The organism is Clostridium lamae, assembly GCF_033043255.1.
Classification (GTDB): domain Bacteria; phylum Bacillota; class Clostridia; order Clostridiales; family Clostridiaceae; genus Clostridium; species Clostridium lamae.
Window position 1 is genome coordinate 171,322 of the sequence record NZ_JASCQJ010000003.1, and the last position, 16,412, is coordinate 187,733.

Here is a 16,412-nt window from a genome sequence, read left to right on the forward strand (position 1 = left end):
GTTTTATATAAAACACTATTTATTTAACTTCTGGTACTTTAGAAGCTTCGCTTTTTTTAGGAGATTTATATCTCTTATTTTCCCAAGTTGCCTCTTGACCTTTTTTAGCCATAAAATCACCTCCGCTATACCATTAGTATAAATAATATAGCGTTATTTATTCCTCGTCGTAAACTTCTAAATATTTTGTTTTAATTCCATCCTTTTCCCACCCTAGAATAGAATCTAAATTAACATTTTCAGCAGCTTTAAATATAGACTTTTCTACACCATCAAAGTTCTTTTTAAGTTCCTTAATAAGTTCTTTAATTTCATATCTCTTATTCCCAATTTTTTCTGCTGCTACCATGCATGCACAATTTAATGGCCAAATACCTGCGTTATTTGTGAATCTCTTTATATAATCTTCTTCTATATAATATAATGGTCTTATAAGTTCCATTTCAGTAAAATTCGCTGATTTAAACTTAGGTAACATAGTTTTAAAGTTACCAGCATAAAGAACATTTAAAAGAGTAGTTTCTATAACATCATTATAATGATGACCTAAGGCTAACTTATTACATCCAAGCTCCTTTGCCTTATTATATAAAGATCCTCTTCTCATTCTTGCACAAAGATAACATGGATAATCTCTTGCCATCTTATCAACAACCTCAAATACCTTCCCTTCATAGATATGTACTGGTATTCCTAGATGTTCACAATTTTCTATAAGTAATTCTTTTATTTGCGGATGGTATCCTGGATCCATTGCAATAAACTCTAATTCAAAATTCATTTGACCATGCTTCTTTAATTCTTGGAAACACTTAGCCATTAATAATGAATCCTTTCCTCCAGAAATAGCTACAGCTATTTTGTCTCCTTCTTCTACAAGATTATAATCCTTAACAGCTCTAACGAACTTAGTCCATATATGCTTTCTATATTTCTTAACAAGGCTACGTTCTATTTCCTCTAAAGGCTTTTTTTCTTCAGTAGGAACAAGTCTTTCACAGCCTTTACCTGCTATATTAATCAATTTATCACCTCATTTAATAATCTTTATCAATTATATCACCATTTATTCAGAATGTCTTTAATCTTATTCCTGTCTCTTAACTTTTATAGCTTGTGGATAATCAAAAATATTATAAGGATCATATTTAGCTTTTATTCCCCTTAATTTTTTTAAGTTATCTCCATAATACTCCTTTTCAAAATCATCCAATTCATCTATTGGAAAATTAACAAAAGAGCCTTCCGTAATATTCTTTATCGTAATAAAATTATCTTTTACCCACTCTTTATTATTTTCTGCATAAATATCTTCTTCCCAGACAGATTGAATTCCTATAATGAATTTTGCATCTCTATAATAATAAGCTGTAGATGACTTGTCTATGTCAGAAATAGCTCCACCTGCTCCATAAAAAGATACTGCAGTATAATAAAATCCATCTGCAGGTTTACTTATTATCCCTATAAGTTTTTCTATTTCTTCTTTGCTAAAATCTTTATTTAAAAATCTACCAGTTGACTTATATTTTTCATAATCTGGATGACTATCTTGAATCCATCTATTACATTCTAAAATGCTTTTATCTTCAATATTTACTTCAATCTTTTCAGTTATATCTATCAGTGGTTTTAATATTTCTTGAGCTTTACTGGAATTACCATAAAATAATCCTGTTAATTTTACCCCTCTACCTTTTTCACTAGAATTATATAAAGCAGTCTTTAAATTCATCCTTCTATCTAAGTCTTTATACAATTCTTGAAGTTTTAATATTACTTTAAGAAGTATTTCATTACTTGCATCTGGATAATTAATATATATTGAACTCCCGCTTTCCTCTTTCTTTTTCAAGGCTAGTGTCATAGATGTTATTATACCAAAGTTACATCCACCACTTCCCATTATAGCCCAGAACAAGTCCTTGTTTTCATCTTTATTTACAATCAGTTTTTCACCTTTATAATCGATTATTTCTGCTTCAAGTAAACTATCAGATGCTAATCCTAGATATCTAGACGAGTAGCCCCACCCACCGCCTAAGATTAAACCTGGAACTCCAACAGTTGGACATCCACCACCTGGAAAAGCATATCCTTTTTTCCCTAAAGCTTCATAGGCTTCTCTGTTTCTAACTCCTCCTCCAATCTTTACATGTCCTTTTTCTTCATTTATTTTAATATTATTGATATTACTAACATCTATTACAACTACATCATCACCAGTAGAATATCCTTCATAACTATGAGCCCCAGATCTTACTCTAATTTCCTTTGAGTTTTCTCTAGACCACTTTATAGCATTTATAACATCCTCTTCATTGTAACAATATACTATAACTAATGGATGTCTCTCTATAGCTCTATTCCAAGCCATAATGCTTTCATTATACTCTTCACTTGCCTTGGTAACTATTTTCCCAGTCAGTCCCGTATAATCAACACTATTCATCAAATCACCTTCTGTAAAAAATATTCTCTATAAGATAATATCATATCAATATTTAAAATCAAATAAAAAAGGGAGATAAATATAATATTCATTTCGACATTAAGAGCTCCAAGTCGCCTTCATATTATATTTAAATCTACTTCCACTCTCACCAATTTTATAACTTTTACTTAATTTATAATCACATATGCCTTTTTTTGACATAGGTTATTATTAGAGTTTATTAATTGAAAGGATGTTTTTTATGTACTATCGTAAAGATGATGATTGCGATAAATGCAAAGACTGTATAAATAACCCTGGTAAAGATTACTGCAACACTACATGTGAGGATAAGGATAAAAACTGTTATGAATCCTATAAAGTTTTTACTCCTCATGTTTATGGAAAGGCTTTCGTTAATTTGCAGCCCTATGGAAATTTATTTACTATAAATGATTCCTTTGATGCTGGCACTATCTTTAAAGACCTCTATAGTCCTTATTGTGAAGTTAAATATGTAGGAGGTTTTGATAAAGAATGAAAAGACATGAATATTTAGAAATTATCCAAAAGTTACAGTTTTTTTTAATCGATCTCAATTTATATTTAGATACAAATCCATGCTGTGAACAAGCTACTGCTGATTTTGATAAAGTATCTAGCGAACTAAAAAAAACTATTTGGAATTATGAAAAAGAATATGGCCCTTTAACAAACTTTGGCTCTGCTTATTTTAATAATCCTGATGAATGGGTTAACTCCCCTTGGCCATGGGAAAATTCAAAAGGAGGTAAAAAATAATGTGGTATTATGTTAAGACTTTAGAACATCCTGTTAATCTAAAATCTACTGACATACGAATGGCTAAACTCCTTGTAACTCAATATGGTGGACCAGATGGAGAGTTAGCTGCTGCTCTTAGATATTTAAATCAAAGATATTCAATGCCTACTAATAAAGCAAAAGCTCTCCTAACTGATATAGGCACTGAGGAACTTGCTCATGTGGAAATTATGGCAACAATGGTGCATCAAATAATGGAAAATGCTTCAATTGATGAAATTACAGCTGCTGGATTAGATGGGCATTATGCTGACCATGGTAAAGGATTATTCTATACTGACGCTACTGGAAATCCATTTACTGCAACTTATATTCAATGTAAAGGAGATATAATAACAGATTTAACAGAAGATATGGCTGCAGAACAAAAAGCTCGAGCTACTTATGAATGGTTAATGAATGTAACTGATGATGTTGAAATAAGAAAAATATTAGGCTTCTTAAGAGAAAGAGAAGTAGTACACTTCCAAAGATTCGGTGAAGCATTAGTTGATGTACAAGACAATACTAAACTAACTGATTTCTGTAAATAAAGTTCCGTGTGAATATAATGTTGCTTTTTCCGTCGCTTCGCTCCAAGTCAACACAACATTATATTCACACTCCATTAACTAAAGGAATAAATTTAGCAAAGCTAAATTTAGAAACTTTATTATAATCTATTTATAAGATATAACTAGTATTAGTTCTTGTTAACTCCGTCGTTTCGCTCCAAGTCGCATTAATATAACATTATATCCTTTTTAATTGAAGGAATAAATTTAGCGAGCTAAATTTAGAACCTTTATTCTAATTTGTTTATAAGCTATAACTAATATTGGGTCCTGTTTACTCTATCGCTTCCCTCCAAGTCAACACAACATTATATTCACCCCCTATTAACTAGGGGTACTATACAAACATTACAACATATTTTACTAAATATCATACTATTTAATCTTCAAAAATATTTTTATTATTTATTTAACTATATATTAATATTACTCATCTTTTTTATTATCACGACGCCTATTTATCTTAACAGTAATCATAGCACCAATAGTAAGTGCGGCAGCAATGATAAATGCAATACTAACACAAAAAATAAACGTGAAAACTTGCCATGAAGACCATTCTCCAAAGCCCATAAATTCTCCTCCTTTTTCAGACTACATATTATTTTTGAAGTAACAAATAAAAATACTGCATATTCTTTTTCTTAATAATACAGTATTTTAGTATGTTAGCCACTTTTTACTCTATAATTCCACAGTATTAAAATTTAATTTAACAATTCCACTTTAATTTGACTGGACGCTGTTCATTTGGGATAGAAACTTCTTGTAAAGAGCTTAAAGCTCTTTTAAATTCATCCGTGGCTAACTCATCATAAACCTCTTTAGTTTTAGTAAGTCCGCCTTGACTGTATGCAACAGTAGCTGCACCATAAAATAGAAATCCTAATGCACTTGTCGGTGTCTGAATTGTAGAACAAGCTGTAGAAATAGCTCTAGCTGCTATTTGTGCTATTGTGTTATCTGTAGCATCACGTGCAATTTGATTTGCTTCTTTGATAATAAGTTTTATTTCATTAATTTTTATTTCGCCTTTTAAATATTTTTGGCAAGACAATATTATATAATCCAATCGTAAATCATCAGGACACTCTGCTTGGTAAACTTCTAGATAGTTATCTTTAGCATACTGTATAGCCCAAGTTGCTAATGTAGTTTTGTTTTGTGTATCAATCAGGTTCCTTAAAGAAATACATTCCTCAGAATTAACATCTCCTAGCATTTTTCTTAATTTAGTCATAATGATTTTCCTTTCAAATTTTAAAATTCTAATTTAACTTCTTTTACTAATTTCATTTGTTATTAATGATTTTGCTATATACATAGCATCAATTATCTTCTTAGTTCGATTATAGCTTACTGTCCCCTTCTCAAACTTTTGATTTGCCTTTTCACATTTACTAATAACTGAAGTTACAGGTGGAAGAGCTTCTATCAACTCTTCTTTTGAATATGTGTCAATAATGTTTTCACCAGTTATTAATACTTTGGAAATGTACAGTGCTTTTATCCTATTCTTAAGTAATGAGTGCTGAGGAGTACCTTCTTCAAATTTCGGCTGAAATTTTTCGCAATTGATAATTGTTGAAGATACAATACTTAGAGCATTCGCCAATTCTTCTCTTGTATAATTAATCATAATACTTTCCTCCTTAAAAATCCATATTAAATGAATATTTTTATTTCTATTAAACAAATATATTGTTACAATTTAATTATATAACATTAATGAACTTATAAACTTTTATGAAGTATAATGAGATAAATACAAGGATTTATATTAAATAACTTTATAATATTATTTAATGTTTTCTAATAAAGGAGTATAAAATGGAATATAGACCTATAGATATAGCTAGAAAATTGAATATTAGTACATCAACACTTAGAATATATGAAGATATGGGAATTATCCCACCTGTTAAAAGAAATGCTTCTGGATATAGGATATTTACAGAAATTCACCTTAATTATTTTACATGTATTAGGAAAATGATAAAAGGTTACAGTTTAGTATTTACTGGAGAATTGCTGAAGGAGCATATGAAAGGAAATTTAGATAAAGCATTATGGATGATTACTAAATCTCAATCTGATTTATATAATGAGAAATTGAGATTAGAAAGAGTATCACTAAATCTTATTAATACTCTGAATGATAAAGATAATAATATGCAAAAAGGCAAAAATGAATTACTGACAATAAATGAAATAAGTAAAATTACAGATGTAAATATTACAACAATACGCTATTGGGAAAATATTGGATTAATTTCATCAGTTAGAGGGCAGGAGAATAATTATAGATTATTTGATGAAAATCAAATTAAGAAAATACTAATTATACATGCTCTAAAGTATTCTTTAAAAACAAAACATAACTATTACAATATGGAAATGTTAAAAAAAGAGCTTGAAACCTTTATCTGTAACGATTCAAATATAATGGAATTAATAGAAAATATGAAACTATATTTAAATAAGGTTAATTTAGAGATGATAAAAGCTATATCATCATTTTATGATCTAATAATCAAAGATCATAGATAAACTATAAATTTATTGCATTTACTCTTTAACAAACTGACTCTTCATATCCCCATTAGATTGTATTGTTGCATCTATGTCTAATCTATTAAGTTTTAGTTTCCTTTCAGAGCTACACCCATTTAAAGAGAAAACCTTATTCAAAGAAACTTTCTTGTGATATAATAAATTGCTTAAATCAACAAAACATGGAGGTATGTTATGCATAAAAACTTATTAATTGTGGATGGTTCTAGCTTACTTAGTACAAGTTTCTATGGTACAGTAGGACCTGCTTATCTTATGGCTAAAACAGAAGAGGATAGAGCTAAAGCTTTAAGTAAGCTATTAAAGACTTCAGATGGTAGATATACTAATGGTGTGTATACCTTCATGAAAACACTACTTAAACTAATTAAGGAACAAAAGCCAACACATTTAGCTGTAGTTTGGGATATAAGTCGTAATAGCTTTAGAAAGACACAATTAAGTGAAGATTATAAGGGAACTAGAAAGGAAACCCCTGGGCCACTTAAAGAGCAATTTAAAACTACTCAAGATTTATTAGAAGGACTTATTCCTCAATTTAAAAGTTCTTTCGAAGATGAAATAATTTATGAGGCAGATGACTTTGCTGGTTCTCTAGTAAAAAGATTTGAAGATGAAATATCTTGTAAGCTTTATACAAAGGATGAAGATTATCTCCAATTAATTTCAGAACGTAGTTCTGTTTGGCTTGTTACTTCAAAGGCACATGAAATGTTTGATGAGATGGGTTTAAATCCCAAAGAATTTAATGTTCCATCTGGAGCATTTGAATACACCTTAACCTCTTTAATGGACATTAAAGAGATAGAGCCATATCAAATAGTCGAGTATAAGGCTTTATGTGGTGATTCTAGTGATAATATTCCTGGAGTTAAGGGGGTAGGTCCTAAAGCTGTTGTACCTCTCCTAAGAGAATATGGTAATATAGAAACTATCTATGAAATTATAGAAGGCCTTAATGATAAAGAACAAAAAGAACTAGCTAAATTCTTCAAAGAAACACTTGGAATATCTAGAAGTCCAATTAAAAATCTTCTAGAAGGAAAGGAATCTGCGTTTTTAAGTAAGAAACTTGCCACTATAAAAACAGATATAGAATCTATTAAAGATATAGAATTAGATGATGTAAAGTTAGATATCAATAATGATTTACTTAAGAATAGATTATTAGATTTGGAAATTAAAAGTTTAATGTAAGGTTCTATTTCAAACCAGTGTTGATACCGTAACATATCAAATTGAACTGCTCCCTGTGAAGAAGACATGGAGCAGTTCAATTATTTGTCCACTTTATATTTAAAACATAATATTTTTAATTTATAATTCAATAAATGCAGTAGTCGATACTTTAATTACCTTCATATAACATATTTTTGTATACTTTGTTTTCGATATCAATAATTTCTATAAATGGTTTACCATTTTTATATTCCCATTTCTCAATATAAGTAGGTTTAACTTTAAATAATCTCTCATTTTTTAATGCAGAGTAGGTATCATAAGAACCTTTAAAACACTTCTCAAAAATTCTACAAAACTCATTGTTGCTTAAAGGGTGACCTACCTCTAGACATATCCCTTCAATCTGAATATTATCAATGCATAAAGCAATATTAGGATTGTTTTTTATTTGCTCATATTTTCTAAAAGTTTTGTCTGTTTGGAAATAAAATATACCATTTATCAAAACAATGCTCATCATTCTAGATGAAACCCTATTATTATGCAATGTAGATAGTACCATGTTTTTACCACTACCAAGTCCTTTATAAAAATCTTTAATTTTATAGTTGAAATTTTCCATATAATCTCCCTCTATCCCTATGTTACTTAAAAATATGATTAAACAATCGTTCGGTATTTTATATTTTTATTATACATAATTTATGGTTTATAATTCCAGTAATTATGTAAATATAATTAAATTTATATACATATCGGCTATCTCGTCTTAAATCTTTTTATTATTGTATAAATATGCTGTGTACTACCTTGGGTCATCAAATTTTTAGTTCTTTCAGTTTTCTCGTGATAAATGTATTTATCAACTTATTATATTTATTAATTACACTTCAATATTCCCTTAAAACATAACCTAATATAAAATCAATTTATAGATGTTTTAGTCATCTTCCAAAATAGTTTTTTAGTGCCATAATTTAAAATAACTTATAAATAATTGTGATAGAAATGTCTTTTATTGAACATTTAAGAGTATTATAAATAGATTATATTTTTTAACTAAAAAAAATTAAATGGAGGGATTTTATGAATACGAATTATGCGTCCTTAAACAAAAGGGCCATTGCCTTCCTGATAGACCACGTTTTGTATATATTATTAATGATACCTCTAGCACTTATATTTTTATTTTTGGGTATTCAAAATGAAGTTGTTACAAGCATTATAATTTTTTTAGTTATATTAGTTATTGAATTTATTCAGCTTGTAGCATTTAAAGGCAGGACTATCGGAAAATTGCTTAAATTAAGTATAAATTTTTAGCCATTATAATTAGAAATTATACTGGCTTTATATATTAAAAAAAGTACGGTTAAAATAAAAATAAAGGTAGTTTCATAACAACATCTATTAATTTGCAATAGTTTATATAGCTTATAAACTGTTGATTATGTCTAATAAAGCATTATTAAATCCATATGGATTATCAATATCTGTTAAATGCCCTGCATTTTCAACCCAATACAGTTTCTTCTTTGGTGCATTAATAGTTTCAAAATAATCATTCACCAGTGTGCTTGGCACTTGCCAATCATTTCGTCCGCAAATATAATAAATAGGAAGTCGATAATCCTTATCATTAATAATACTATAAGTAAGTAAATACTCTATAAGATTTTTTGATGTATTCATATCTTTTTTATAATTAATCAAGTTTATAAAGTCTTTTACACCTACAATAGGGCTTTTAAGCATAATTTTAGTCTGATTCCATACATCTCCTGTTAATCCGTATTTACCCTGTAACTTTCGGAAATCTAAGATAGAACTTAATAAATTTTCCTTTGTAAGATTATATGGATATCCCTTAAACTGTTGATATTTCTTTATATTTCTTTTATCGTTGGAACTCTCTAAGCTTTGTCCAAGTTTATCATAATTTAATTTTTCACCCAACATAAAGTCAACAACTTGACCCATTCCTACATAGCACAAAACATCATGAGGATATTTTTTTATATAACACGTTCCCAAAACACTTCCCCAAGAATGACCTAATAAAATAATTTTATTTGTGAGGTACTTTCTTTTTACATATTGGATAACTTCCTGTAAATCCTGTAATAAATTTTCTAAATTAACATCTTCCATAGTTGAAGGACTTTTTAATTGAGTTTTTCCTGCTCCCCTTTGGTCATAATAAACAATGTTACATTTCAGACGTTCATCCTTTGTTTTATAAGCCCAAAAAGATTCAGTTTGACCAGGACCACCGTGGAGAAAAAGTATTACAACATCTGATTTATTTGGGTAATGCAAAAAATAATGCTCTATCCCGTTTAATTTTACATATTCCTCTGAATAAAGATACATTTAATATCCTCCTAAAATATTTAATTTTATTTTTTATAATTTATACCTATTACGAAATTAATATTAAACTCTTTAGTGTTCTGGAGAAATAAAACTTACTCGTCTATTTGTTCAAGGAAAGATCTTATATCTTCTGCAATTTTTTCATACTCATAATTATGAACATAATGGCTACACTCTAACTTTATTAAATTTCCTTTTTCAATTTCTTTTATAAAATCATACTGGAAATCTTCCCATTCTTCTTCACTCCAACCTGTTCCTTTCCCATTGGAGCAAAACATTAAAATTGGACTATCTACATTCCCCCCTTCTTTAACTATTAGTGCATTATTTTTAATTTCTTCTGCTTCATTTAGCATAGTTTTAGTCGCTGTTCTTCTGTAAAATATTGATCTATATATTTCTTTTTCTTCTTTATTTAAATTTCCATGTTTTATTGCATCACTTTCTGATATACCTGGAATAAATCTTGTTATTCCTATCTGTACAGCAATTGAACTGATTTTTAATAAAGGCATATTAATATGATAATCTGAATAAGCATTAGGAACAGCCATATCTAAACCTACAATAGCTTTTACTTCTTGAGGATATTGTTGTGCCCAATATATAGCTTCTATTCCTGACATAGAATGTGGACACAATATATATGGTCCTTCTATCCCTGCCTTTGACAATGCATCTCTTGTTTCAGCTAATATACTATCTATATCTCTCTTTTCATCAACAATATCGCTAAATCCATAACCAAATTTCTCAATTACTACGATTTTATAATCATCACTTAACTGTGAATACAAAGACTTAAAATCAAGAATTGGAGAACTTGTCCCACCACCAGACATAAAAACTAATGTGTTTTTTCCTTCACCCTCTATAAAAACACTCATCTTATTTCCATTTACTTCAACAATATCTCCTAATGGGGTGAATAAAATCTCTTCTTTTTTTAACTGAAGTCTATGATTAATATAGCTTATAATTATAATAATCACTACAATCATAATGCTTATGATAGATATTTGCATAACTGTCTTCCCTATCTTCACTATTACACCTCATATTTAGACTTGTTTAAATTAATTATATATTTACTCTTCTCTATTACTATGATTTTGAATAACGATAGCAAGAACTTTTAGTATTTTATATACTATTTCACATACTAATCTTAATGCAAATAAACCTATAATAGGTGTACCTATTGCATCAAGGATATAAATAAAATAAATTAATTTTGTCCCTGCTGGAACAGTATTAAATAACAAAATAGAACTACCAAGTGCATTAATAACCAAATATATTATTCCAATTATAAAAATATTTTTTACTATTTTCTTTGTCTCCATTTCTCCAATTTTAAAATTCATAAGCTTTCACCTCCAATAATGTATATTTAAAAACCTTATTAATTGTAACATATTTTTCCAGAAAAATGATTATATACATTAAAGTAAATTCATTAATTACTACAAATTTTTAATCTTAACTATTCACTCTAGCTTTATAATATATAGTAAATAAAGAATATCTATTTCTTAGAATAATAATTCTATACTAAATAAGAACTAGATATTCTTAATAAATTTTAATTATGGAGTTATTCTTGTTCTATCTCTTGGAATTAATGATGCTTCTCTTATATTACTTAGATTTAATAACTGTGCCGTAATTCTTTCTAAGCCTATTGCTAAACCTCCATGCCTTGGCATTCCATATTTAAATATTTCTGTGTATCCTTCATAGTCAATAGGATTTAGACCTCTTTCTTTTATACTGTTTACTAACATATTGTAATTATGAATTCTTTGACCACCTGTTGTTATTTCTACTCCTCTAAATAGTAAATCGAAGCTTCTAGTTCCTTCTTCTCCTACAGGCATTGCATACATAGGTCTCTTTTTTCTTGGATAATTAGTTATAAATATAAAATCGCAACCTAATTCTTCTCTTGCATATTTGCAAATAAGTTTTTCTGCTTCTGGATCTAAGTCTCCTTCTAATCCCTTTTTATTGTACTTTTCTTCTATTATTTCAATTGCTTCTTTTAATTCTATTCTAGGAATAGTTCCATTAATCTCTGGAAGTTCAGCATTTAATAATTCTAAATATTTTCTTCCCTTTTTTTCTACTGATTTTAGTATATATTTTATAAGCTCCTCTTCTAAATCCATTATGTCATTTTCATCTTCTATAAATCCAAACTCTAAATCCATACTAATATACTCATTTAAATGTCTGCTCGTATTATGCTCTTCTGCTCTATAAACATGAGCTACTTCAAAAACTCTCTCAAAACCTGCTCCTACCATCATTTGCTTATAAAACTGAGGACTTTGAGCTAGATATGCTGTTCTTTCAAAGTATTTGACTTTAAAAAGTTCTGTCCCACCTTCAGCTCCTTCTGCAACTATTTTAGGTGTGAAAATTTCAGTGAAATCTTTTTCTATTAAAAATTCTCTAAAACTTTGAACTATTATATTTTGTATTTTAAAAGTCGAATTTACCTTTTCATGCCTTAGACTTATAGTTCTATTATTTAAAGTAGTTTCTAAGTTTACATTATAGTCTTTTTTATTAATTTCAATTGGAAGTTCTTCAGCTTCACTAATAATATGGATTTCTTCAACTAATATTTCAAATGGATTTAAAGCATTTTTACTTGCCTTTACTTCTCCCCAAATACTTACTACTGATTCTAGCTTAATGTTATCTATATTAATAGATTTATTTTCAATAACACATTGAACTATGCCAGTTCTATCTCTAAGAATTAAGAATGTTATTTCTTTTAGCTTTCTTATTCTATAAACCCATCCTTCTACTTTAATCTTTTTGTTTATAAATTTATTAATTTCATTTACAATAACTCTTTCCATTTTAAATCTCCTTTAAATATAAATTTTAAAAAATAAAAAATCCCCTTAAGCACGTCTGCTTAAGGGGCAACTAATGATTGCGGTACCACCCTTATTAATTTTAATTAATTATAAAAACTAATAGAATATACCATACCTAAAATTTTGCTATAAATAAAAAATCCTCCACTCCCAATAGGAGTGAAGGCTTAGTTCACGGTACCATCCTAATTTAGTTTAATATAATAATATTAAAACTATCTCTAATCCATTAACGCTAGAACACGTCTTATCTTACTTTATTTCAGATAAGCTTCTCCAGGATGTCATTCGATACTACTTAATCATGAAGCTTTCACCATCCTTCACTCGCTAAGGATTCTAGTATATATCTACTCTTCCCTTCTTAGAATTTATTTAATATATAATATTCCTTTTTGTAATTTCTGTCAACAGTTTTTTAATAATATTGTTTAGAATATAAAATTTCTAATTAAAACATACTATAGTTGGAGGTGATTTATTATGACTTCAAAAGAATTACTTTATATAACTGATGGTTTAGGACATGAAAAATTTATGGAAACACTATGTAAGGAAACAGCAACTAAACTACAAGATGCTGAACTAAAAACATTAGTTACTCAATATGAAGCTAAGCATAAAGAATTATTTGGAAAACTATTTTCACTATTATAAGGAGGACTAAGAAATGGATGATAAATGCTTATATGAAAACATACTTCAGTTAACTAAAGGTGCAACTGATATGTATTTACATGCTACCACTGAAGCTTCGACAGAAAATATACATCAAGCGTTTCATGATTTATTACATGAAACTTTAAAAATACAGCATGAAGTTTATAAAAAAATGGAAGCTAAAGGATGGTATCCAGCAGAACAAGTAGAACAACAAAAAATTCAACAAGTTAAACAACAAAATACAATGCAATAAAAAAAAGGATATAAATAGTATATTTCTTGCGACCTCGCAAACTCAAACTCGCAGTCATATAATATTTATATCCTTCATACTAAGGTAATTACTTTCTTTCAAAACTTATGAATCTAGTGCCTTGAAAAGATAATATACCTCTATCTCCTTCTGAAATTAGACCATATTCTTTTCCTGATACTTTAAGCTCTAATCTCTCACCATTTTCAAACTGAAACGTTACGTAGTAAGTGGTAGAAGTTGAGCTATGCATATTATCTCCTGTATTGTGATTATGATGAGAAACAGAAATTCTCTTTCCTGAAACTATAGAATCTACTGGAATAATAGGCTGTTTATTGTTTGATGACCATTCACTAATCCCTCTAACTATTGAAAATATAATCACACCGATTATTAAAATAAACACTAAACTAAACATACCTGAAAAAGTATCAAAAGAATTAACTTCATTATACATAATAACCTCCCAAATTAATTACCCCATTGTATTTTCTTTATGTCCACATTCCATACATTTATAATACTTCTTACCATACTGGTTGTTATCATATGCATACTCATATTCTTTCATATTTGCGCCACAAACTGGGCATTTCTTCAAATTTGTTTGATTCAAATTTTCTCCTCCTACTAAAAAAATATTATTATAATACTATATTTATAAGTTCTTATATTATTATCTTTTAGTTTAATATAAAATGAAGGATCTTATTAAATATATCTAAATAAATTATACTTAATAAGATCCTATATTTACTATTATAAATGCTATTATCCTTTTAATCCAGTAGAAGCTACCCCTTCTACAAAAAATCTTTGAAGTGATAAGAATATAATAAGTACCGGTATTAAGGCAATAATAGATGCTGCCATAATCAGTGAATATTCAGCAGAATATTGAGTTATAAACATTCTTATACCAATTTGTATAGTCTTCTTTGCTTCGGAATTTATATATATTAATGGTCCCATGAAGTCATTCCATACAGATACAAATGTAAAAATAGTTAATGTTGATAATGCTGGTTTAGATAAAGGTAGCATTATTCTAGAATAAATTTTATATTCGCTATATCCATCTATTCTTGCCGCTTCAAGAAGCTCATCTGGAATACTCATATAAAATTGTCTTATTAGGAAAACCCCAAAAGCAGAAAATGCTTGTAGTAAAATTAATGCTAAATGAGTATCACTTAAATTTAATTCTCTCATCATTATAAATTGTGGTACCATATATACTTGCCACGGAACTGCAATTGTTGCTACATAACATAAAAATAACTTATCTCTATATTTAAATTGTAACTTAGCAAAGGCATATGCAGCAAAGCTACTAGTTAATAATTGTAATAATGTTATTATTACTGTTAATTTTGTTGTATTAAAAATAAACTTCCCAAGAGGAATTCTTGTCCATATTTCTTTATAATTACTCCAAACTGGATTATTAGGTATCCAATCAAATGGAAATTTGAATACATCTTTATTTAGCTGTAAAGATGCTGATAGCATCCATGCAAAAGGAATTAACATTAAAATAGCTAATCCTATTAAAAGTGTATATATTACTATCTTAGATATTACATTTTTTGTTTTTATGTTCACTTTAACTACCTCCCTTTAATAAGTTTTACATATAACTAACCCACTTTTTCTCGCCTCTAAATTGTATTATAGTAACTATCAATACTATTAAAAATAATACCATTGATATAGCACTTGAATATCCATAGCTGAACTCTTTAAAAGCTATATTATATATATGTGATACTAATACTGTTGTAGATCTTCCTGGCCCTCCTTGAGTCATCATATATACAAGATCAAATACTTTAAAGCAAGAAATAGTAAGCATTATACTAACAAAGAAGGTTGTTGGAGTTAACATAGGTAAAGTTATTTTCCTAAATTTTTGCCATCCATTAGCACCATCAATACTAGCTGCTTCATATAAGTCTTTTGGAATTCCTTGAAGTGCGGCTAAGTATATAACCATATAATACCCCATATTTTTCCAAATGCTAACAAAGATTACAACAGGCATTGCCCAAGTAGTTGAAGATGTCCATCCTGGTGGATCAGTTATTCCTATGGACATTAAAAAGCTATTAACAACTCCCATTGATGGATTAAAAATCATGTTCCAAACTACAGCAACAGCCACCAATGATGCTACATATGGAAAGAAAAATACTGTTCTAAAAAAGTTGCGTCCGAATATCTTTTGATTTAATAAAACTGCTATTCCGAGCGATGCTACTAATGTTAAAGGGACTGTAGCAACAGAATATATAATTGTATTTTTTAGTGCTATCTTAAATGTTGAATCTGTGAAAAGTCTTTTAAAATTATCTAATCCAGCAAAACTTATTGGATTAGAACCATCCCAATTTAAAAAAGATAACACAAATGCAAATATAACTGGAATAAGTGTAAATATTGCAAAACCTATAAAGTTAGGAAGGATAAACGAATATGCAGTAAGATTCTTCTTAATCTGCTTTTTACTTATTTTATGTGATATTTTTTGCTTTGTTTCTTGATTCACTTTTAATTCCAAAATAACCCCTGCCTTTCTCGGGAATATCCCCCTTAAAATTCTTTACTTTTTAATTTAGGGAGCCTTATTC

At 28.4% G+C, this 16,412-nt stretch carries 23 protein-coding genes and 1 other annotated feature; of the genes, 8 read left to right on the forward strand and 15 right to left on the reverse strand.

The window, feature by feature from the left end; all coding sequences use genetic code 11:
* Positions 1 to 157 precede the first annotated feature (157 nt).
* Together QK892_RS02905 and QK892_RS02910 are read right to left on the reverse strand one after the other, a co-directional pair.
* The gene (locus QK892_RS02905) at positions 158 to 1,024 is read right to left on the reverse strand and encodes a tRNA 2-thiocytidine biosynthesis TtcA family protein (RefSeq protein WP_317272023.1); all 867 of its coding nucleotides are present in this window, start codon (positions 1,022 to 1,024) and stop codon (positions 158 to 160) included.
* A 63-nt stretch (positions 1,025 to 1,087) separates the two neighbouring features.
* Positions 1,088 to 2,452 (reverse strand): FAD-dependent oxidoreductase, encoded by a 1,365-nt coding sequence (locus QK892_RS02910; RefSeq protein WP_317272024.1) that lies wholly within the window; start codon positions 2,450 to 2,452, stop codon positions 1,088 to 1,090.
* A gap of 244 nt (positions 2,453 to 2,696) precedes the next feature.
* On the opposite strand from QK892_RS02910, the gene QK892_RS02915 reads away from it, so the two are divergent.
* Genes QK892_RS02915 through QK892_RS02925 form a run of 3 tightly spaced genes read left to right on the forward strand, consistent with a single transcriptional unit; the run spans position 2,697 to position 3,810 of the window.
* Entirely contained in the window at positions 2,697 to 2,975 is a 279-nt protein-coding gene (locus QK892_RS02915; protein WP_317272025.1) for a spore coat associated protein CotJA, read from the forward strand.
* Entirely contained in the window at positions 2,972 to 3,235 is a 264-nt protein-coding gene (locus QK892_RS02920; protein ID WP_317272026.1) for a spore coat protein CotJB, read from the forward strand. The genes QK892_RS02915 and QK892_RS02920 overlap by 4 nt, the downstream gene beginning before the upstream one ends.
* The gene (locus tag QK892_RS02925; RefSeq protein ID WP_317272027.1) at positions 3,235 to 3,810 is read left to right on the forward strand and encodes a manganese catalase family protein; all 576 of its coding nucleotides are present in this window, start codon (positions 3,235 to 3,237) and stop codon (positions 3,808 to 3,810) included. The genes QK892_RS02920 and QK892_RS02925 overlap by 1 nt, the downstream gene beginning before the upstream one ends.
* Positions 3,811 to 4,257: 447 nt before the next feature.
* Here QK892_RS02925 and QK892_RS02930 read toward each other — a convergent pair whose 3' ends face one another.
* From QK892_RS02930 to QK892_RS02940, 3 genes are all read right to left on the reverse strand, one after another.
* Positions 4,258 to 4,404, reverse strand: coding sequence for a hypothetical protein (locus tag QK892_RS02930; RefSeq protein ID WP_317272028.1), 147 nt, complete (start codon positions 4,402 to 4,404; stop codon positions 4,258 to 4,260).
* A gap of 139 nt (positions 4,405 to 4,543) precedes the next feature.
* Positions 4,544 to 5,071: a putative immunity protein gene (locus tag QK892_RS02935; protein ID WP_317272029.1), complete on the reverse strand. Its 528-nt coding sequence runs from the start codon at positions 5,069 to 5,071 to the stop codon at positions 4,544 to 4,546.
* A 33-nt stretch (positions 5,072 to 5,104) separates the two neighbouring features.
* Positions 5,105 to 5,470 carry a hypothetical protein gene (locus tag QK892_RS02940; protein ID WP_317272030.1) on the reverse strand — a complete coding sequence of 122 codons (366 nt, stop codon included), beginning with the start codon at positions 5,468 to 5,470 and terminating at the stop codon, positions 5,105 to 5,107.
* A gap of 191 nt (positions 5,471 to 5,661) precedes the next feature.
* Here QK892_RS02940 and QK892_RS02945 point away from each other — a divergent pair, with 191 nt between their 5' ends.
* A complete protein-coding gene (locus QK892_RS02945; protein ID WP_317272031.1) occupies positions 5,662 to 6,381 on the forward strand; it encodes a MerR family DNA-binding transcriptional regulator in 720 nt (239 codons plus the stop codon).
* Positions 6,382 to 6,399: 18 nt separating this feature from the next.
* Here QK892_RS02945 and QK892_RS02950 read toward each other — a convergent pair whose 3' ends face one another.
* Positions 6,400 to 6,522, reverse strand: coding sequence for a hypothetical protein (locus QK892_RS02950; protein WP_317272032.1), 123 nt, complete (start codon positions 6,520 to 6,522; stop codon positions 6,400 to 6,402).
* A gap of 57 nt (positions 6,523 to 6,579) precedes the next feature.
* Here QK892_RS02950 and QK892_RS02955 point away from each other — a divergent pair, with 57 nt between their 5' ends.
* Positions 6,580 to 7,602, forward strand: coding sequence for a 5'-3' exonuclease (locus QK892_RS02955; RefSeq protein ID WP_317272033.1), 1,023 nt, complete (start codon positions 6,580 to 6,582; stop codon positions 7,600 to 7,602).
* Positions 7,603 to 7,753: 151 nt separating this feature from the next.
* On the opposite strand, the gene QK892_RS02960 is transcribed toward QK892_RS02955, so the two are convergent.
* Positions 7,754 to 8,209 (reverse strand): pyridoxamine 5'-phosphate oxidase family protein, encoded by a 456-nt coding sequence (locus QK892_RS02960; RefSeq protein ID WP_317272034.1) that lies wholly within the window; start codon positions 8,207 to 8,209, stop codon positions 7,754 to 7,756.
* Between the two features lie 464 nt (positions 8,210 to 8,673).
* Here QK892_RS02960 and QK892_RS02965 point away from each other — a divergent pair, with 464 nt between their 5' ends.
* A complete protein-coding gene (locus QK892_RS02965) occupies positions 8,674 to 8,910 on the forward strand; it encodes an RDD family protein (protein ID WP_317272035.1) in 237 nt (78 codons plus the stop codon).
* A gap of 111 nt (positions 8,911 to 9,021) precedes the next feature.
* Here QK892_RS02965 and QK892_RS02970 read toward each other — a convergent pair whose 3' ends face one another.
* The 4 genes from QK892_RS02970 to aspS all read right to left on the reverse strand — a co-directional run bounded on the left by QK892_RS02970 (position 9,022) and on the right by aspS (position 12,842).
* On the reverse strand, positions 9,022 to 9,960 hold the full coding sequence (locus QK892_RS02970; protein WP_317272036.1) for an alpha/beta fold hydrolase: 939 nt from the start codon (positions 9,958 to 9,960) through the stop codon (positions 9,022 to 9,024).
* A gap of 95 nt (positions 9,961 to 10,055) precedes the next feature.
* Positions 10,056 to 11,012 (reverse strand): alpha/beta fold hydrolase, encoded by a 957-nt coding sequence (locus QK892_RS02975; protein WP_317272037.1) that lies wholly within the window; start codon positions 11,010 to 11,012, stop codon positions 10,056 to 10,058.
* Between the two features lie 42 nt (positions 11,013 to 11,054).
* Positions 11,055 to 11,333: a hypothetical protein gene (locus QK892_RS02980; protein ID WP_317272038.1), complete on the reverse strand. Its 279-nt coding sequence runs from the start codon at positions 11,331 to 11,333 to the stop codon at positions 11,055 to 11,057.
* A 222-nt stretch (positions 11,334 to 11,555) separates the two neighbouring features.
* Entirely contained in the window at positions 11,556 to 12,842 is a 1,287-nt protein-coding gene (gene aspS / locus QK892_RS02985) for an aspartate--tRNA(Asn) ligase (protein ID WP_317272039.1), read from the reverse strand.
* Positions 12,843 to 13,015: 173 nt separating this feature from the next.
* Positions 13,016 to 13,238 (reverse strand) — a binding site (T-box leader).
* A 108-nt stretch (positions 13,239 to 13,346) separates the two neighbouring features.
* Here aspS and QK892_RS02990 point away from each other — a divergent pair.
* Together QK892_RS02990 and QK892_RS02995 are read left to right on the forward strand one after the other, a co-directional pair.
* Entirely contained in the window at positions 13,347 to 13,520 is a 174-nt protein-coding gene (locus tag QK892_RS02990) for a hypothetical protein (RefSeq protein ID WP_317272040.1), read from the forward strand.
* Between the two features lie 13 nt (positions 13,521 to 13,533).
* Positions 13,534 to 13,779, forward strand: a complete 246-nt coding sequence (locus QK892_RS02995) for a spore coat protein (RefSeq protein WP_317272041.1) — start codon at positions 13,534 to 13,536, stop codon at positions 13,777 to 13,779.
* A gap of 88 nt (positions 13,780 to 13,867) precedes the next feature.
* On the opposite strand, the gene QK892_RS03000 is transcribed toward QK892_RS02995, so the two are convergent.
* The 4 genes from QK892_RS03000 to QK892_RS03015 all read right to left on the reverse strand — a co-directional run bounded on the left by QK892_RS03000 (position 13,868) and on the right by QK892_RS03015 (position 16,306).
* Positions 13,868 to 14,239, reverse strand: a complete 372-nt coding sequence (locus QK892_RS03000) for a DUF2500 domain-containing protein (RefSeq protein ID WP_317272042.1) — start codon at positions 14,237 to 14,239, stop codon at positions 13,868 to 13,870.
* Positions 14,240 to 14,257: 18 nt separating this feature from the next.
* On the reverse strand, positions 14,258 to 14,398 hold the full coding sequence (locus tag QK892_RS03005) for a hypothetical protein (RefSeq protein ID WP_317272043.1): 141 nt from the start codon (positions 14,396 to 14,398) through the stop codon (positions 14,258 to 14,260).
* 155 nt (positions 14,399 to 14,553) lie between these two features.
* Complete coding sequence (locus tag QK892_RS03010) at positions 14,554 to 15,387, reverse strand: carbohydrate ABC transporter permease (RefSeq protein WP_394854998.1); 834 nt, start codon at positions 15,385 to 15,387, stop codon at positions 14,554 to 14,556.
* A gap of 25 nt (positions 15,388 to 15,412) precedes the next feature.
* A complete protein-coding gene (locus QK892_RS03015) occupies positions 15,413 to 16,306 on the reverse strand; it encodes a carbohydrate ABC transporter permease (RefSeq protein WP_317272062.1) in 894 nt (297 codons plus the stop codon).
* Between the last annotated feature and the right edge of the window lie 106 nt (positions 16,307 to 16,412).